The sequence below is a fragment of the Kribbella caucasensis genome, from assembly GCF_004361855.1.
GTDB classification, from domain to species: Bacteria; Actinomycetota; Actinomycetes; order Propionibacteriales; family Kribbellaceae; genus Kribbella; species Kribbella caucasensis.
The window spans coordinates 40,434-56,389 of the sequence record NZ_SNWQ01000006.1; the positions used below are offsets into that span (position 1 = coordinate 40,434).

The 15,956-nt window shown below is 66.8% G+C and carries 14 protein-coding genes and 1 pseudogene; 12 read left to right on the forward strand and 3 right to left on the reverse strand.

Annotation, left to right across the window (positions count from 1 at the left end; all coding sequences use genetic code 11):
• Nucleotides 1–37 precede the first annotated feature (37 nt).
• Nucleotides 38–403 (reverse strand): hypothetical protein, encoded by a 366-nt coding sequence (locus EV643_RS13870; RefSeq protein WP_133800470.1) that lies wholly within the window; start codon nucleotides 401–403, stop codon nucleotides 38–40.
• A gap of 386 nt (nucleotides 404–789) precedes the next feature.
• On the opposite strand from EV643_RS13870, the gene EV643_RS13875 reads away from it, so the two are divergent.
• Together EV643_RS13875 and EV643_RS13880 are read left to right on the forward strand one after the other, a co-directional pair.
• Nucleotides 790–1,296 carry a helix-turn-helix domain-containing protein gene (locus EV643_RS13875; RefSeq protein WP_166665440.1) on the forward strand — a complete coding sequence of 169 codons (507 nt, stop codon included), beginning with the start codon at nucleotides 790–792 and terminating at the stop codon, nucleotides 1,294–1,296.
• Nucleotides 1,293–2,540 carry an MFS transporter gene (locus EV643_RS13880; RefSeq protein ID WP_133800472.1) on the forward strand — a complete coding sequence of 416 codons (1,248 nt, stop codon included), beginning with the start codon at nucleotides 1,293–1,295 and terminating at the stop codon, nucleotides 2,538–2,540. The genes EV643_RS13875 and EV643_RS13880 overlap by 4 nt, the downstream gene beginning before the upstream one ends.
• On the opposite strand, the gene EV643_RS13885 is transcribed toward EV643_RS13880, so the two are convergent.
• Entirely contained in the window at nucleotides 2,524–3,579 is a 1,056-nt protein-coding gene (locus EV643_RS13885; protein WP_238165577.1) for a hypothetical protein, read from the reverse strand. The two genes, EV643_RS13880 and EV643_RS13885, sit on opposite strands and share 17 nt — an antisense overlap.
• Before the next feature lie 267 nt (nucleotides 3,580–3,846).
• Between EV643_RS13885 and EV643_RS13890 the strand changes: the two genes are divergently transcribed.
• Genes EV643_RS13890 through EV643_RS13910 form a run of 5 tightly spaced genes read left to right on the forward strand, consistent with a single transcriptional unit; the run spans nucleotide 3,847 to nucleotide 9,082 of the window.
• Entirely contained in the window at nucleotides 3,847–4,797 is a 951-nt protein-coding gene (locus tag EV643_RS13890; protein WP_133800473.1) for a carbohydrate ABC transporter permease, read from the forward strand.
• Between the two features lie 34 nt (nucleotides 4,798–4,831).
• Nucleotides 4,832–5,626: a carbohydrate ABC transporter permease gene (locus tag EV643_RS13895; protein WP_238165578.1), complete on the forward strand. Its 795-nt coding sequence runs from the start codon at nucleotides 4,832–4,834 to the stop codon at nucleotides 5,624–5,626.
• Nucleotides 5,627–5,628: 2 nt separating this feature from the next.
• Nucleotides 5,629–6,711 (forward strand): mandelate racemase/muconate lactonizing enzyme family protein, encoded by a 1,083-nt coding sequence (locus EV643_RS13900; protein ID WP_133800475.1) that lies wholly within the window; start codon nucleotides 5,629–5,631, stop codon nucleotides 6,709–6,711.
• A 13-nt stretch (nucleotides 6,712–6,724) separates the two neighbouring features.
• Complete coding sequence (locus EV643_RS13905) at nucleotides 6,725–8,035, forward strand: ABC transporter substrate-binding protein (protein WP_133800476.1); 1,311 nt, start codon at nucleotides 6,725–6,727, stop codon at nucleotides 8,033–8,035.
• Nucleotides 8,036–8,038: 3 nt separating this feature from the next.
• On the forward strand, nucleotides 8,039–9,082 hold the full coding sequence (locus EV643_RS13910) for a mandelate racemase/muconate lactonizing enzyme family protein (protein ID WP_133800477.1): 1,044 nt from the start codon (nucleotides 8,039–8,041) through the stop codon (nucleotides 9,080–9,082).
• Nucleotides 9,083–9,183: 101 nt separating this feature from the next.
• Here the strand turns inward: EV643_RS13910 and EV643_RS46680 are convergent.
• Nucleotides 9,184–10,941: pseudogene (locus EV643_RS46680) on the reverse strand (acyltransferase); the annotation flags it as partial.
• Nucleotides 10,942–11,038: 97 nt separating this feature from the next.
• On the opposite strand from EV643_RS46680, the gene EV643_RS13920 reads away from it, so the two are divergent.
• From EV643_RS13920 to EV643_RS13940, 5 genes are all read left to right on the forward strand, one after another.
• The gene (locus EV643_RS13920; protein ID WP_133800479.1) at nucleotides 11,039–12,124 is read left to right on the forward strand and encodes a LacI family DNA-binding transcriptional regulator; all 1,086 of its coding nucleotides are present in this window, start codon (nucleotides 11,039–11,041) and stop codon (nucleotides 12,122–12,124) included.
• 183 nt (nucleotides 12,125–12,307) lie between these two features.
• On the forward strand, nucleotides 12,308–13,627 hold the full coding sequence (locus EV643_RS13925) for an ABC transporter substrate-binding protein (RefSeq protein WP_133800480.1): 1,320 nt from the start codon (nucleotides 12,308–12,310) through the stop codon (nucleotides 13,625–13,627).
• 101 nt (nucleotides 13,628–13,728) lie between these two features.
• A complete protein-coding gene (locus EV643_RS13930) occupies nucleotides 13,729–14,709 on the forward strand; it encodes a carbohydrate ABC transporter permease (RefSeq protein WP_133800481.1) in 981 nt (326 codons plus the stop codon).
• Nucleotides 14,702–15,541: a carbohydrate ABC transporter permease gene (locus EV643_RS13935; protein WP_133800482.1), complete on the forward strand. Its 840-nt coding sequence runs from the start codon at nucleotides 14,702–14,704 to the stop codon at nucleotides 15,539–15,541. The genes EV643_RS13930 and EV643_RS13935 overlap by 8 nt, the downstream gene beginning before the upstream one ends.
• A gap of 40 nt (nucleotides 15,542–15,581) precedes the next feature.
• Nucleotides 15,582–15,956 carry a VOC family protein gene (locus tag EV643_RS13940; RefSeq protein WP_133800483.1) on the forward strand — a complete coding sequence of 125 codons (375 nt, stop codon included), beginning with the start codon at nucleotides 15,582–15,584 and terminating at the stop codon, nucleotides 15,954–15,956.

Below are 15,956 nucleotides of genomic sequence, written 5' to 3' on the forward strand. Positions count from 1 at the left end.
ACCGGTCATCTCTGGGTCACCGCCCGTCATCTCGAGGTCACCGGAGTTTCTCGTTTTCGCCGAGGAGGCCCAGCTGGCGGAGGCGTCTGGCGATGCCGCCGGGCTGGCGACCGAGGGCGGCGACGAGCTGGTCCCGGGTGGCGTGTTCGGCGAACAGTTGCTTCAGCTCGTCCTCCTCTTCCTCCGTCCAGCCGCGGTAGGCGTTCGGGTAGGTCTTCCGGGTTTCCTCGATCCGGCGGCCCATCGAGCGGGAGCCGATGAGTTCGAGGGCGCGGATCCGGGCCTGGCGGTGCCGGCCGACCTCCTCCCCGTCGCGCCAGAAGACGACGACGCCGTCCTCGAAGGACATCAAGTCGGCTGGGACATCGCAGTAGTCGGTGTCCTCGAGCATCACCCGCAGCATGGTCAGAACCTCTCTGTCAGTTCCCGGCCCGGCCAGGTCGGTCGGGTCTCTTTGGTCTCACCAGAGAAGATGCAGGGCTCTCGGGCAGGTGCTGAGGACGACTTCTGGAGTTGTGGACAACCGATCGCAGAATCAATTTGCAAATACTCTTTGCAAACTGATTGTGCAGTCGTAGCCTCCTCGGCATGAGTGAGGGACAGGCGGAGAAGCAGGAACGGGCTCAGGGCGAGGCGGGCGAGAGCCGGGGCGCCCTGGGCGGAGGCGGGAGCGGCGGAGGCGGGAGCGGCGGGGGCGGGAGCGCCGTGGGCGGGGGCGGGGGCGGACGTGGGGCCGGTGGGGGGTCGGTTCGGTTGGACGGGGGGTTGTTGCGGGCGTTGGCGCATCCGATGCGGAATCGGATTGTCGGACTGTTGCGGGTTTATGGGCCGCAGACGGCGACGACGCTGGCGGGGCGGTTAGGGGTCAACACGGGGGCTACGAGTTATCACCTTCGGCAGTTGGCCGATGCGGGGCTGGTGGTGGAGGACGCGGACCGGGGGAACGCCCGGGACCGGTGGTGGAAGGCGGCTCACCAGGGGACCGAGTTCGATGCGGCGGAGATGCTGCAGAGCGAGCCGGAGCTGGCGCTGGGGTTCCTGCACGGGATCGGGCAGACCTACGCCGAGAACATGTTCCGCGCGATCGACGAGTGGCAGACCCTGGAGCCGGAGTGGCGGGAGGCGACGCTGCTCTCGGACTACGTGTTCCATCTGACCGCCGCCGAGTTGAAGGCGATGATGACCGAGGTCACCGCGGTGCTGGACAAGTACCGGGCCGATCTGACCGCGCCGATGCCCGAGGGCGCCTCGCAGGTATCCGTTCAACTGCAGGCATACCGCCGGGACCTCGGATGACCCAACAAACTACGGCCACCCCCGGTACGCCGTACAGGGTGCCGCTGGTCGCGTTCCTGGTGGCGAATGTGGTGTCGATCTGCGGAACCAGGGTGAGTGCGATCGCGATCCCCTGGTTCGTGCTGGTCAGTACCGGGTCACCGCTGAAGACCGGACTGGTGGCGATGGCGGAGATGTTGCCGCTGGTGGTCTGCAAGGCGGTCGGCGGACCGGTGATCGACAGGGTCGGGCCGAAGCGGGTCAGTGTCACTGCCGACACGGCGAGCATGGTCGTGGTTGCACTGATCCCGTTGCTGCACACCTTGCATGTACTGCGGTTCCCGGTGCTGCTCGCCTTGGTCGCAGCGGCCGGGGCGTTGCGCGGACCGGGTGATGCGGCGAAGGGCACGTTGATCCCGGACATCGCCACGGCTGCGAGGGTGCCGTTGGAGCGGGTGACGGGGCTGGAGAGCACTACCGAACGGCTGGCCGGGTTCATCGCGTTCGCGGTGGCCGGCGGGCTGATCACCCTGGTCGGCGAGGTCAACGCGCTATGGGTCGACGCCGCGTCGTTCGGGGTGTGCGCCCTACTGATCCGCCGCTGGGTGCCGAGCAATCACCAGAAGCCGCAAACCCCAGAGGAAGACAGTTATGTACAGCGCCTGAGGGAGGGCTGGCGGTTCCTGCGGACGGACAAACTGATGATGCCGCTGGTCCTGATGATCGCTGTCACAAACCTGCTCGACGCAGCCGTCGCCGCGGTCTTACTGCCCGTTTGGATCAGGGACCACGGCTACGGTCCCGGCCACACCAGCCTCATCCTCACCTCGTTCGGCCTCACAGCCACCGCGTTCGCCCTGCTTGCGTCGGCGATCGGGCACAGGCTGCCGCGCAAACTGGTCTTCACCCTTGCCTTCCTGATCTGCGGTGCGCCGCGGTTCGTCGTGATGGCGTTCGACGCACCCGTCTGGGGCGTGATGCTCGTCTACGCGATCGGCGGTATCGGCGCGGGCTTCATCAACCCCGTGCTCGGCGCGCTGTTCCTCGAGCGGATCCCCCGACCACTGCTCGGCCGGGTCAACTCGCTCGCCGACGCCGTCGCGTGGATCGGCGTACCACTGGGCGGCGTTGTCGCAGGCATGGCGATCACCGGCATCGGCCTGGTACCAGCACTGCTCGCAGCGGGTGCCGTGTACTTCGTCGCCACCATGACACCGCCACTGTTCGGCCGCCGCGAGGACTGGGGACCTACAAAGGATTACTAGCGGCAGCAGCCTCAGCCTCCCGGCGCAACCGGTCGCTCTCCGCACCGAGCAGCCCCAGCAACACCAGGTCAAGCAGCATCCCGCCGACTGCGGCGAACTGCGTGCCGGCGAACTGGAACACCTGCGTCACCAGCAGCGAAGTCAGGACGGCCAACTCGAACAGCCGAACCGCCCGAGCCCTGTCCTGGCGTCGCAGCCGCAACCAGCCCCGCAGCGTGAAGTGGGCCGACAACACGCTCCCCGCGGCCACCCCCAGCACAGCCAGGTCGGTCAGCAATTGCCCCCGGTCGAACCGGATCCCCGCAGCGATCGCCGGCGCCCCGAGCGCCTGCAGTGCCAGTACCCCGACCGCTATCCGCGGCGCCAGCGGATGCGTCGCCAACCGGTCGAACCCCGACTGCAGGGCCCGCCACGCGGCGTCCACCGGCGCCGCGAGCTCGACCTCGTCCGGCGGGACCGCACGGAGCAGAGCCCTGGTCTCCACTCGCCCGGCGACCTCGGAATCGATCTGCCGCAGTTGCCCCGCGGCCTGGGCGAGCCGTCGCCGGGACAACCCGCCGACCACCCCCTCGACCGCGTAGTCGACCACGTTCGCCAACTGCTCGCGCGGATCGATCGGCCGCCGATTGGTGAGCCACCGGCTGCCGAGCACGATCAGCACGAACACGACGTACACGATCGCCGCGGTCGGTTGGTAGAAGTAGTTGTTGTCCGAGGTGACGAACTTGCCGACCTCGTCGATGAACAGCCCGAACCCGACACCGCCGATCAGCGCGGCCGCCGGCCGGACCACCGGACCGACGTACGCGAGCAGCAGATAGATCGCGACCAGCATCAGCAGGCCACCGGGCAGGACGTGCGCGATGTGCAGGCCCTTGCCACCGATCTGCGGGTAGCCGCTGAGGGAGAGAAACGCCCGGGTGATCAGCACCGTGGCCACCCCGGCCACGACGAACGTGGTCAGATGCTCACCGCTGCGGACATTGCGGACCAGTCCGGCCCGCATCAGGTACGGCGAACGCGTGGCGGTGGTGGTCATGGCGTGACGTTACCCGGCTCCCTGAGTACCGAACAGGGCCCGTGCGCAGTAGCTCATGAATACGAATCCATGAACTATTGCGTATCAGGATCCCGCGGCCTAATCTCTCGCTGACAGCCCCGTTCCGGCGAGCACCCACCCCACTCGCCGAGCACTTCTGCTTGCCCATAGCAACTAACAGCCGCCGTGCACCCCGGCGGCCGATCCAGCACGCCCCGATCCAGCACGCCCGACCCAGCACACCCCGAATCCGGCAGAGGGGGAGCAATGACCGCCACCGCCCTCCGTCCCGCCCGCCCGCAGACCAAGACCAAACGCAGGACAGCCGGTACGCCGCCCCGCCGGCGCCGGCGGCAGAACCTGGCCGGCTGGCTGTTCGTCGGCCCGGTGATCTTCGGCGTCCTCTTCTTCCAGCTCGCCCCGGTCGCCGCCTCCCTGGTGGTCTCGCTGACCAACTGGTCCGGGCTGAACCAGCCGAAGTTCCTTGGCCTGGGCAACTATGTCGAACTGTTCCGGGCCGACGACACCTTCTACGACTCGCTGCGCAACACGGTCGTCTTCACGATCGCCGTGGTCGCGAGCACGATCATGCTCGGCCTCGGACTCGCCGTACTGTGCAACCAGAAGGTGAAGGGCATCGGCATCTTCCGGACCCTCTACTACTCCCCCGTCGTGACGAACGTCGTCGCGATCGGCTTCGTCTGGTTCTGGTTGTACGAACCGGACAACGGGCTGTTCAACTCCACGCTCAAGACGATCGGCATCGACGGCCCGGCCTGGTTGTCCGACACCAGGACCGCCCTGGTCGCCGTGATCGTGGTGGCGATCTGGCAGGGCGTCGGCTATCCGATGGTGATCCTGCTCGCCGGTCTGCAGTCGATCGACCAGTCGCTGCTCGAAGCGGCGACGGTGGACGGCGCGACCGCGTGGCGCCGGTTCTGGTCCGTGGTCGTACCGCTGCTCACCCCGAGCCTCTTCTTCCTGACGATCACGCAGTTCATCTCGTCGTTCCAGGTGTTCGGGATCATCTACGTGATGACGTCGGGCGGGCCGAACAACGCCACGTCGGTGTTCATCTTCCACATCTACGAGGCCGCGTTCGGGCACGGCCGGCTCGGCTACGCCTCGGCGATGGGCTGGGTGCTGTTCATCATCGTCGGGTTCGTCACGGCTGTCCAGTGGAAGCTGGAGAAGCGGTGGGTCCACTATGACAACTGAACGGACAACTGAACGGCGGATTCCACGGCGGGTAGTGCTTTTCGCGGTAATGCACTTCCTGGCCGTCGTGTTCGCGCTGCCGATGTTGTGGATGGTGAGCGCTTCACTCAAGCCGGAGAACGAGGTACTGCGAACGCCGCCGACCTTCATCCCGACGACGTTCCTGTGGTCCAACTACACCCAGGCCGCCGACGGATTGCTGCCGTTCTTCCTCAACAGCGTGAAACTGGCCAGCCTCAACGTCGGGTTCCTGTTGTTCTTCGCCGCGCTGGCGGGGTACGGATTCGCCCGGCTCGACTTCGTCTTCAAGCGGACCGCGTTCGCGTTGCTGCTGAGCACCGCGATGATCCCGAGCATGGTGTACCTCGTCCCGCAGTACATGTTGTTCCGTGAGATGGGGTGGATCGACACCCACTATCCGTTGTGGGTGCCCAATGTGCTCACCCCGGTATTCGGCACCTTCCTGCTCCGGCAGGCCTTCCGCGGCATCCCGAACGAACTCGAGGAGGCGGCCAAGCTCGACGGCGCCTCCGTCTTCACCACCTTCTGGCGGATCATGCTGCCGCAGGTCAAGCCCGCCCTGGCCGCAGTCGGCGCGCTCACCTTCATGGCCTCGTGGAACGACCTGTTCGGTCCGCTGATCTTCCTCAACTCGACCCGGCTGCAGACGATGCCGGTCGCGCTCGCCTTGTTCAAGGGCGAGTACTTCACCCAGACCAACCTGATGATGGCGGCCGCCACCCTCACCATCCTGCCGCCGCTACTGCTCTTCCTGGTGGCACAGAAGTACTTCGTCCAGGGCATCACCATGTCCGGCCTGAAAGGCTGAGTATGCGGATCACCGAGATCGAATCCATCATCCTGCTCGACCGGATCCACCTGGTCCGGGTCCTCACCGACGAGGGCCTGACCGGGATCGGCGAGGTCAGCCCGATGAACGCCCACGTCACGCACAGCATTGTCGAGCACGCCCTCAAGCCGCTGCTGATCGGCGAGGAGGCGAGCGACATCGAGCGGCTCTGGCGCCGCCTCTACACCAAGCCCTACAAGCTGGGTCCGTCCGGCGCCCAGCTGAATGCGATCGCCGGCATCGACATCGCGCTCTGGGACATCCTGGGCAAGGCCGCGAACCTCCCCGTCTACCAACTCCTCGGCGGCAAGTACCGGCCGGCGGCGAAGGTGTACGCGAGTTCCATGTCGCGCAGCATGACTCCGCAGGAGGAGGCCGAACGCGCCCTTGGGTACAAGGAAAAAGGCTTCCACGGCTACAAGATCCACTCCGCCACCCCGTGGATGCACGACGACGGTTTCGACCAGACGATCGCCACCGTGACCGCGGTCCGGAACCTGGTCGGCGACGACTTCCCGATCCTGGTCGACGTCAACAACGCGTACTACGAGCACACCGCGATCAAGGTCGCCCACGCGCTCGAGGAACTCGGTGTCTGGCATTTCGAGGAACCCCTTGCCGCCCACGACTACGCGGCGTACGGGCGGCTGGCGGACGCGGTCGACATCCCGATCGCGGTCGGCGAGCAGGAGTACACCACCTGGCAGTTCCGGGATCTGATCACGCAGGGCCGGGTCGACATCCTGCAACCCGATGTGATCAAGTGCGGCGGCATCACGGAGTTCAAGAAGATCGCCGTACTCGCCGACACGCACACCAAGCCGATCACCGTGCACAACACGCAGCAGACGGTCGGCACCTCGGCGCACGCGCATCTGTGGGTCAGCACCCCCGCGTGTGTGTATCCGCAGGAGTACAACATCGAGCACAACCCGATCCTGGACGACACCCCGATCTGGCGGAACCCGCTCGTCCCGGTCAACGGCGTCATCACGCCCTGGGAACTGCCCGGCCTCGGCATCGACCTCGACGAGGACGCGATCGCCAAACTCCGCACGAACTAGGAAGGACTTCACCATGACCGGTCAGAACCTCTCCCGCCGATCGTTGCTGAAGGGCATCGGCCTGGCCACCGGTACGGCGACGCTCGGGCTCCCCATGACGGCATGCAACGGCAACGGATCCGGTGCCGGTGGCAACGTTTCGTTCCTGACCTGGGACACCACGTCCGGCTCCCCGCTCTACACCGTCGCGGAGAACTGGGCCAAGGGCGCCGGCCGGAGCATCGACATCCAGTCCGTGCCCGGCGACGACTACGACACCAAGCTACGGACCGTACTCGCGTCCGGTTCCGCGCCGACCGCGATCCGGATCAACGACGACTACGTGGCCGGATACCACGCCGAGGGCTCGCTGCTCGATCTCCGGCCCTACCTGGAGAAGGACGGGATCAAGCCGGACGACTACTTCCCGGTCGCTTTCAACTTCCCCAAACAGCAGGACGGGGCGCACGCTGCCTGGCCGATCATGACCAACCCGGGGGTGATCTACTGCAACGTCGACGCGTTCGCCGAGGCCGGCGTACCGCTGCCGCCGAAGGAGTGGACCACATCCGGCTGGACCTGGGACGACTTCCTCGACGCGGCGAAGAAGCTGACCAAGCCGAACGGCGAACGCTGGGGCGCGCTGATCTTCCCGGACACGTCCCTGGAGACCGTCTGGACCGTCAACAACGGCAGCGACGGGATCTACTCCAAAGACGCGACCCGGTTCACGCTGGCCGAAGGGCCGGCCGCCGAGGCAGTGCAGTGGATCGCCGATCTCGCCTTGGTCCACAAGGTGCATCCGGACTTCGCCACGGTGACCGCCGGCCGGCAGACCCCGAACTGGGCCCTGTCCCAGCTCGGCACCGGCAAGGCCGCGATGCTGCTCGCCCTGACCAGCGGCATCCCGTACCTGCGGACCAACGCGAAGGTGAAGTGGGACATCTTCCCGCCGCCGATGAAGGTCGCCCGCAAGACGGTGAACACGATGACGGTGCTAGCGGTCCCGAAGGCCTCCAAGGACCCGGACGCCGCCTGGGAGTTTCTCAAGTACTGCGTCGGCGCGGACGCGTCGAAGTTGCTGGCGGAGTCGCGCGGGTTCATGCCGGTCAGCAAGACGTCGTCGTCGCTTTTCGTTGCCGATGACAAGGGTCCGGCCAACCTCGCGCTGGTGACGCAGGCGTTGGCGAACGCGGTGAACGAGAACTTCAGCCGCTACATCGAACGGGCCCGGACGATCTACCGGCCGGTGCTGGACGATGTCTGGAGCGGCAAGCAGACCGCGGCCGCGGCGCTCGGTGGCGTCAAACAGAAGGTCGAGGACGTCTTGGCCGGAAAGGGCTGACGAATGAAGATCACCCGGATCACCGTCGACGTGGTGTCCGAACCGAAGGAGCACCCCGTCCGCGACGCGATCCAGTTGCTCGATCGCAACGGCCGTACGCGGGTCATCGTCGAGACGGACGAGGGCGTCTCCGGGGTGAGCGACTCGCACTTCGGCCGGGTGGTGAGTTCTCCGGCCGTGCTGGCCAAGATCGTGACGGATCAGCTCGCGCCGGTGATCATCGGCGAGGATCCGACGCTGATCCGGGGGATCCGGAAGACGTTGCGGGAGTTGACCGACTACCAGGGCACGGCCGGACTCTCGTCGTACGGGATCTCGGCGATCGACCTGGCGCTGTGGGATCTCCTCGGCAAGTCGTTGGGGGTGCCGGTCTGGAGGCTGCTCGGAGCGCAGCGGACCACGATCCCGGCGTACGCGATGGTCGGGTGGCTGGAGCTGGACGTCGCCGGGTTGGAGGCGGTATCGGCGAAGGCGATGGAACAGGGGTTCCGCGGCGTGAAGATGAAGGTCGGCGGCGGGCCGTTGACCGAGGACGTGAGCCGGATAAGGGCGGTCCGGGCGGTGATCGGGGCGGACGCGCCGCTGATGGTGGATGCGAACCAGGCGTTCGGGTTCAGCGAGGCGCTGCGGCGTGGGCGGGTGTACGAGGAGCTGGACTGCCGGTGGTTCGAGGAACCGTTGCCGGCTGGTGATACGGATGGGCATGTTCGGTTGGCGGAGAAGCTGGACATCCCGATCGCGACCGGGGAGAACCGGTACGGGCAGGAGGCGTTCCGGGATCTGCTGGCCGGTGGTGGGGTGGGGGTGGTTCAGCCCGATCTGCGCCGGGCCGGTGGGTTGACGGATTGCCTGGAGATCGGGTTGATGGCGGCGGGATTCGGGGTGCCGTACGCGTCGCACGGGGGTGGGGCCCACATCCACGTACTGGCCGCGCTGCCGAACACGATCTACGTCGAGAGCGGCCTACTCCCGGCGGACGGCCGGGTCGAGCTGGTGGACGGCTGCTATCCCCTACCGCTCGAGCCAGGCCTGTCGTCGTGGCACTGACATCAGCGCAGGATGGCGGCGACCACGACGATGGCGACGAGGGACAGCAGTACTAGAGAGGTGACGAGCCGCCTGGTCCGAGGGTCCACTGCCTCAGGCTAGTTGACTCCGATGGAGGGCAGTGCAACCAGGGGTTCGGGGCGGTGGACGCCTCGGGGGCGGTAGGCGAGGGCGTCGGAGTAGCCGAGGTAGTCGGTGAGCAGCCAGATGATGGCCAGCCACATCTCGGTGCCTTGCAGGCCGGGGATCGCACGGTCGTCGGTGCCGTCGGGGGCGAAGGCGAAACCGGCGCCGTCGACCCAGCGGTCGAGGATGCCGGCCAGGACGGTCTCGGCCCAGCGCTCGCCCTCCGCGCGGCCGAAGCCGGTCTGCTTTCGGGCGAGCCAGAGGGGGTGGATGACGTCGAGGATGTTGCAGGCGTTGTACCCGTCACCGGTGAAGGTGGCGCGATCCTGGGTGTGCGCGAGGACGGTCTTGATCGCAGCCTCGGGATAGGGCAACGGAAGGCCGAACTGGGCGTAGGTTCCGCGCGTCAGCCGGTAGAAGCCGTTGACCACCTGGAGCCAGCCGTCGTCGGGGTGTGGGCGTCCCCACATGCCTGTACTACGGTCGGCGCGGGCCAGGAGCCAGCCGAACATACTGTAGACGGGGTCGGCGGATTCCTTGTGGTCGTTGAGGTTTCGGGTGATCGCGGTGCCGAGGGCATCTATTCCCGAACCGGCACTCCAGGCATTTCTTGCCCAGGGCAACGCGTCGAGCCGGGCCTCGAGATTGCCGAGTCGATGGGCCGCCCGGATCGGGTGCTCGAAGCAACTGTCGAGGACCTGGAGGGCATAGCCGACACAGAGGATGTGGTAACTGGCTGGCCCTCGGAGAACGTCGAGGTCGGTGGGGCGCTCGAGGTCGCCGTCGGACACGTCGGCGAGTTGCTCGAGGGCGCGGTCGGACAGGTCGCCGGGGGCGACGAGGCCGGTCGACGGGTCCTGGCGAGCGCGGAGGCGGCGTACCAGGTCGTCGCGGGTGTGGCCCTCGGGGGCGCGGCGGAGCAGGAGGTCGGAGATCTCGATGGCGTCGCACCAGGGGCGGATTGCCGGTTCGTGGTCGAGTCCGGGGCGGTCGACGAATCGCTCGCCGTCGTAGCACCGGCTCAAGATGTCACCGACCTGCTCCCGCGCCCGGCCGGCGAACGCGGCCGCCCGCTCAGCGAGGTCCGCGGTGGGATGGGTGGTTGCGTCCGAAGAAGTGAGCGCTCTGGGGCTCGTTTCTTCGGACGCAACGGTTGAGGGGCGGCGGTCGCGGAGTTTTCGGGCGGGGTTGCCGGCGACGATGGACCAGGGGTCGACGTCTTTGGTGACTACCGCGCCGGCGCCGACGATGCTGTGCGGGCCGATGGTGACGCCGTCCAGGACTATCGCGTTCGAGCCGATCCAGACGTCGTCGCCGACGGTGATCCCGCGGGCGGTGTGTGGCTGGCGGAAGATCGGCTGATCGGGCGCGGTGCCGTGGTTGAACGCGAGCAGCGAGGTGTGCGCGCCGATCCGGACTCCGCCGCCGATCGAGACCTTGCCGCGGACCACGCAGAACGGGTTGACGGTGGAGTCCGCGCCGATCTCGATCTCCCCGGTGACGTAGGCGTGGGCGGCGAGATAGGAACGCTCCCCCATCCGCAGTACGTCGCAGAAGACCGCCGCCGTCGAGGCGATGTAGACGTCCGCGGCCAGCTCGGTCTTGCCTGCGTCGGCGAGCCGGCGATGCCGCTCGGCCTGCCTCCCGCGATCGGTCTCAGTCCCCCGGCGGGCGTACTCCCAAGGCAGGAAATCGAGACGTTCGACGGCTTCTCCGGAGTACTCTTGGACCATTGGATAACGCTATCCAACTCCAGCACGGAATGGCAGTGACCGGCCTGTCGCGGCAGACCGCTGCTAGCCTTCCCGCCATGCGGGGTGGGAGCGAGAGATGACGACACCCGGATCCCTGAGCGGCGAAGAGGCTGCGAGCGACGGTCCGGCGGGCGGTGGCGCGCGCCGGAGCCATCGGGTCACGATCAGCGACCTGGCCCGCCGGCTGGACATCTCCAAGGCCTCGGTCTCGTACGCGCTGAACGGCCGTGCCGGGGTCAGCGAGGAGACCCGGCGACGGGTGCTCAACCTGGCCGAGGAGCTCGGCTTCCACCCGAACTCGGCCGCCGTCGCGCTGTCCGCGAGCCGGACCCGGACGATCGGCATCGTGATCGCCCGCGACCCCGCGCTGATCTCGACCGAGGCGTTCTACATGCGCACCCTGGTCGGCATCGAGCAGTACCTGAACGAGGTCGACTCATCCCTGCTGCTCCGGCTGACCGGCGAGCACGGCGAGGATCTCGACGTACTCCGGCGGTGGAGCCGGCAGGGCCGGGTGGACGGGTTCATCCTGTTCGACGAGCACAACGAGGATCCGCGGATCCCGTTGCTCAAGGATCTCGGCGTGCCGTGTGTCGTGGTCAGCTCGAACGCGCCGTACGACGGGGTCGGGCGGTTGATCAGCTCGCCCGAGGAGACGGTGACGCTGCTGCTGGACCACCTGGCCGAGCTGGGACACGAGAACATCGTGCATGTCAGTGGGCCGTTCACCTTCGTACACGAGCAGCTCCGGGTCCGGTTGCTGCAGGAGCACGCGAGGCGGCGTGGGATCCGGGTGACGCATTTCGAGGGCAGCTACCGGTACGAGGAAGGTGCCGAGATGACCCGGACCGTACTGGCGGCCAAGGAGCGGCCGACCGCCCTGGTCCTGGGCAACGACCTGATGGCGGTCGCCGCGTTGCGGGTGGCGACCGAGCTCGGAACAGCGGTGCCGGACGAGCTGTCCATCGTCGCGTGGGACGACTCGCCGCTGTGCGAACTGGCCCGGCCGGGGATCACCGCGGTCGACCAGAAGACGATGGAACGCGGCCGTGCCGCGGCGGACCTGCTGCTGAAGATCGCCGCCGGCGAGAGCGACCTCCACCACGATGCCCCGCCCGGCGAACTCCGCCCCCGCGATTCCTCCGCCGCCGCGCCCCGCTGACTTGCGCAGTTGTGCGCGAAGCGGGCCGGTAACCTGCAGCGGCCTGCCCGCCAGGTCACGCTCCAGTAACGAACCAACACCAACTGAACCGGTTCGGGTTTACGTACTTAACCGGTTAGGCCACTATGGGCGCGACCAGCCTCCGCTTCCCTGCCGGAGGCTCGAGGGACGAGGGAGTCCGACGTGAGACTGCGTTCGCTTGTAGCCGCAGCAGCGGTGTCCGCCCTGGGAATCAGCCTGGCCGCTTGCGGTGGGAGCGACTCGGGCGACTCCTCTGGCGGCAGTGGTGGAGACACGACGCTGACCTACTGGGCCAGCAACCAGGGCACCAGCCTGGACAACGACAAGCAGGTGCTGACCCCGGTACTGGAGAAGTTCACCCAGGAGACCGGGATCAAGGTCAATCTGGAAGTGATCGGCTGGAACGACCTGCAGACCCGGATCCAGACCGCGATCACCTCCGGTCAGGCCCCGGATGTGGTGAACATCGGCAACACCTGGGCCGCGTCGCTGCAGGCGACCGACGCGTTCCTGCCGTTCGACGGCGACGCGATGACCGCGATCGGCGGGAAGGAGAAGTTCGTGCCGACGGCCCTGGCGACCGGCGGCAAGGAGGGCACCGACCCGACGTCCGTACCGCTCTACGGTCTGGCCTACGGCATGTACTACAACAAGGCGATGTTCGCCGCGGCCGGGCTGCAGCCGCCGAAGACCTGGGAAGAGATGGTCGCGGCGGCCAAGAAGCTGACCAACCCGGCGAAGAACCAGTACGGGATGGCGCTCGCGGCCGGCAGCTACACCGAGAACGTGCACTTCGCCTTCATCAACGCCGCGCAGAACGGCGCCGCCTGGTTCGATGCCGACGGCAAGCCGACCTTCACCGGTGACGGCAACGTGCAGGGCGTACTGCGGTACCTCGACCTGATGCAGAAGGACAAGGTCGCCAACCCGTCGAACGCGCAGTACGACAACGGCACCAAGTCGGTGAACGACTTCGCCACCAAGAAGGTCGCGATGATCATCAACCAGAACAACGCCGACTCCTCGATCGCCGCCAACGGCATGAAGAGCAGCGAGTACGGCGTGGTGGCGTTCCCGGCTCCGCAGGGCTCGGCCGACCAGACCGCGAGCCACGTCGCCGGGATCAACCTGTCGATCTTCAAGAACACCAAGAACAAGGACGCGGCGCTGAAGTTCGTCAAGTACATGACGGACGCGACCACGCAGAGCACGCTGGGCAAGCCGTTCGCGTCGCTGCCGGTGCTGAAGGACGCGAAGCCGGTCTTCACCGACAACGCCGAAGAGGCCGCGATCTTCTCCGACATCTACAACACCAAGTCCAAGCCGCTGCCGCTGGTGCCGGCCGAGGACCAGTACGAGAGCACTGTCGGTAAGGCGATGAACAGCATGTTCGCCAAGATCGCCACCGGCGGCACAGTAACCGCTGAGGACGTGAAGGCGGCCCTCAAGACCGCCGAGGACCAGGTCGCCGCAAGCAGCTGACAACCGACGCCTTGCGTCCGAAGAAGTGTGGGCCATAGGCAACACTTCTTCGGACGCAACGTCCGTGTCAGCCGCGATTCGAGGACAAGGAGGCGACCTGGATGTCCGTCGCCACGCACGAGGCCCCGGCGGAGCCCGCCGCGAAGCCCGGGAACACCAAGCGCGGCCTGGAGCGCCGGCCCGGGCTGGGCCGGTGGCTGCCGTATCTGCTGCTGGCTCCGGCGGTGCTGCTGGAACTGCTCATCCACATCATCCCGATGCTGGTCGGGATCTGGATGAGCTTCGTGAAACTGACCAAGTTCTACATCGCGAACTGGTCCGCCGCGCCCTGGGCCGGGCTCGGCAACTACAAGGTGGCGGTCGACTTCGACAACGCCATCGGCGAGGGACTGCTGAAGTCGTTCGGCGTCACCGTCGCTTTCTCGCTGATCACGGTCGCGCTCTCCTGGGTTCTCGGGATGGCGGCCGCCGTCGCTTTGCAGCCCCCGTTCCGGGGAAGGAGTTTCGTCCGGACGCTGTTCCTGGTGCCGTACGCGTTACCGGCGTACGCGGGCATCCTGACCTGGAACTTCATGTTGCAACGCGACACCGGCATCGTGAACCACATCCTGGTCGACAACCTCGGCCTCAGCACCGACCGGCCGTTCTGGCTGATCGGCTCGAACGCGCTGATCTCGCTGATCACCGTCGCGACCTGGAAGCTGTGGACGTTCGCCTTCCTCACCCTGATGGCCGGTCTGCAGAGCATCCCGCGCGATCTCTACGAGGCCGCGTCGGTGGACGGCGCCGGCAACCTGCGGCAGTGGCGCAACATCACGTTGCCGTCGCTGCGGCCGGTCAACCTGGTGCTGGTGCTCGTGCTGTTCCTGTGGACGTTCAGCGACTTCAACACGCCGTACGTGCTGTTCGGTACGGCGCAGCCGCCGGCGGGTGACCTGATCACCTTCCACATCTACAACGCGTCGTTCCTGACGTGGAACTTCGGCACCGGTGCGGCGATGTCCGTGCTGCTGCTGATCTTCCTGATGATCGTCACCGGCATCTACCTGCTCGTCACCGGAAGGAGGTCGCGTCGTGCGTGAGACCAAAGGGTTCAAGATCTACCGGGCCGCCGTACTGGCCGTGCTCGGCCTGTTCGTGCTGATCCCGCTGTACGTGATGGCCACCTCGTCGCTGAAACCACTGCGGGACGTCCAGGGCCCGTTCACCTGGTGGCCGTCGAACCTGACGCTCACCCCGTTCGTGGACATGTGGAAGACGGTGCCGCTGGGCCGGTACTTCGTGAACAGCACGATCGTCTCGGTGGTCGCCACCGTCTTCTCGGTGGCGATCGCGATCCTGGCGGCGTTCGCGGTGTCGCGGTTCCGGTTCCGCGGGCGGACGGTGTTCAGCACGACCGTGTTGTCCACGCAGATGTTCCCCGGTGTGCTGTTCCTGTTGCCGTTGTTCCTGATCTTCGTGAACATCAACAACTCGACCGGGCTGCAACTCGTCGGCACCAGGATCGGGCTGATCATCACGTACCTGACCTTCAGCCTGCCGTTCTCGATCTGGATGCTGGCCGGGTACTTCGACAGCATTCCGCGCGAGCTCGACGAGGCCGCGATGGTCGACGGCTGCGGCCCAATGGGCGCACTCGGCCGGGTCGTGCTGCCCGCGGCCCGTCCGGGTGTGATCGCGGTGGCCATCTACTCGTTCATGACCGCCTGGGGTGAGGTCCTGTTCGCCTCGGTCATGACCACGGAGGCCAACCGCACCCTGTCCGTCGGCCTCCGCCAGTACTCCACCCAGACCAACATCTACTGGAACCAGATCATGGCCGCAGCCTTGATCGTCAGCGTCCCTGTCGTCATCGGCTTCCTCCTGGCCCAACGCCACTTCGTAGCCGGCGTAACCTCCGGAGCCGTCAAGTAGCCGGATACAACCGGAAGCCGGTGAACTTAGGGTGGTGGGTATGCATCGGAGTCGTGTGTATGCGTTGTTGATCGATACGCCGAAGGATGAGGCTGGGCAAGCGACGGCGTTCTGGGCGGCGGCGTTGGGGGTTGAGGCCCGGCCGCTGCCGGAGGAGCCGCAGTTCGTCTCGTTGCCGGGGGCATTGGCCGGGATGGAGACCGCGGTGCAGTCCGTTGACGACGCACCGCGGTACCACCTCGACATCGAGACGGACGACGTGGAGGCGGAGACCGCACGGCTCATCGGTCTCGGAGCCGTACAGGTCAACCAATGGCAGGAGTGCCGGGTACTGCGGGCGCCCGGTGGTCACCTGCTTTGCATGCTTCCCGTCGAGAGCGAGGTGTTCGACCGGGAGGCCAAGACCTGGGAGTGA

What these genes read in the sequence shown, in the direction of transcription:
- EV643_RS13940 (WP_133800483.1), top strand. Translation starts at nt 15,582, where the DNA reads ATGCATCGGAGTCGTGTGTATGCGTTGTTGATCGATACGCCGAAGGAT.
- EV643_RS13885 (WP_238165577.1), bottom strand. Translation starts at nt 3,579, where the DNA reads ATGACCACCACCGCCACGCGTTCGCCGTACCTGATGCGGGCCGGACTG.
- EV643_RS13900 (WP_133800475.1), top strand. Translation starts at nt 5,629, where the DNA reads ATGCGGATCACCGAGATCGAATCCATCATCCTGCTCGACCGGATCCAC.
- EV643_RS13910 (WP_133800477.1), top strand. Translation starts at nt 8,039, where the DNA reads ATGAAGATCACCCGGATCACCGTCGACGTGGTGTCCGAACCGAAGGAG.
- EV643_RS13930 (WP_133800481.1), top strand. Translation starts at nt 13,729, where the DNA reads ATGTCCGTCGCCACGCACGAGGCCCCGGCGGAGCCCGCCGCGAAGCCC.
- EV643_RS13920 (WP_133800479.1), top strand. Translation starts at nt 11,039, where the DNA reads ATGACGACACCCGGATCCCTGAGCGGCGAAGAGGCTGCGAGCGACGGT.
- EV643_RS13890 (WP_133800473.1), top strand. Translation starts at nt 3,847, where the DNA reads ATGACCGCCACCGCCCTCCGTCCCGCCCGCCCGCAGACCAAGACCAAA.
- EV643_RS13875 (WP_166665440.1), top strand. Translation starts at nt 790, where the DNA reads ATGCGGAATCGGATTGTCGGACTGTTGCGGGTTTATGGGCCGCAGACG.
- EV643_RS13870 (WP_133800470.1), bottom strand. Translation starts at nt 403, where the DNA reads ATGCTGCGGGTGATGCTCGAGGACACCGACTACTGCGATGTCCCAGCC.
- EV643_RS13880 (WP_133800472.1), top strand. Translation starts at nt 1,293, where the DNA reads ATGACCCAACAAACTACGGCCACCCCCGGTACGCCGTACAGGGTGCCG.
- EV643_RS13905 (WP_133800476.1), top strand. Translation starts at nt 6,725, where the DNA reads ATGACCGGTCAGAACCTCTCCCGCCGATCGTTGCTGAAGGGCATCGGC.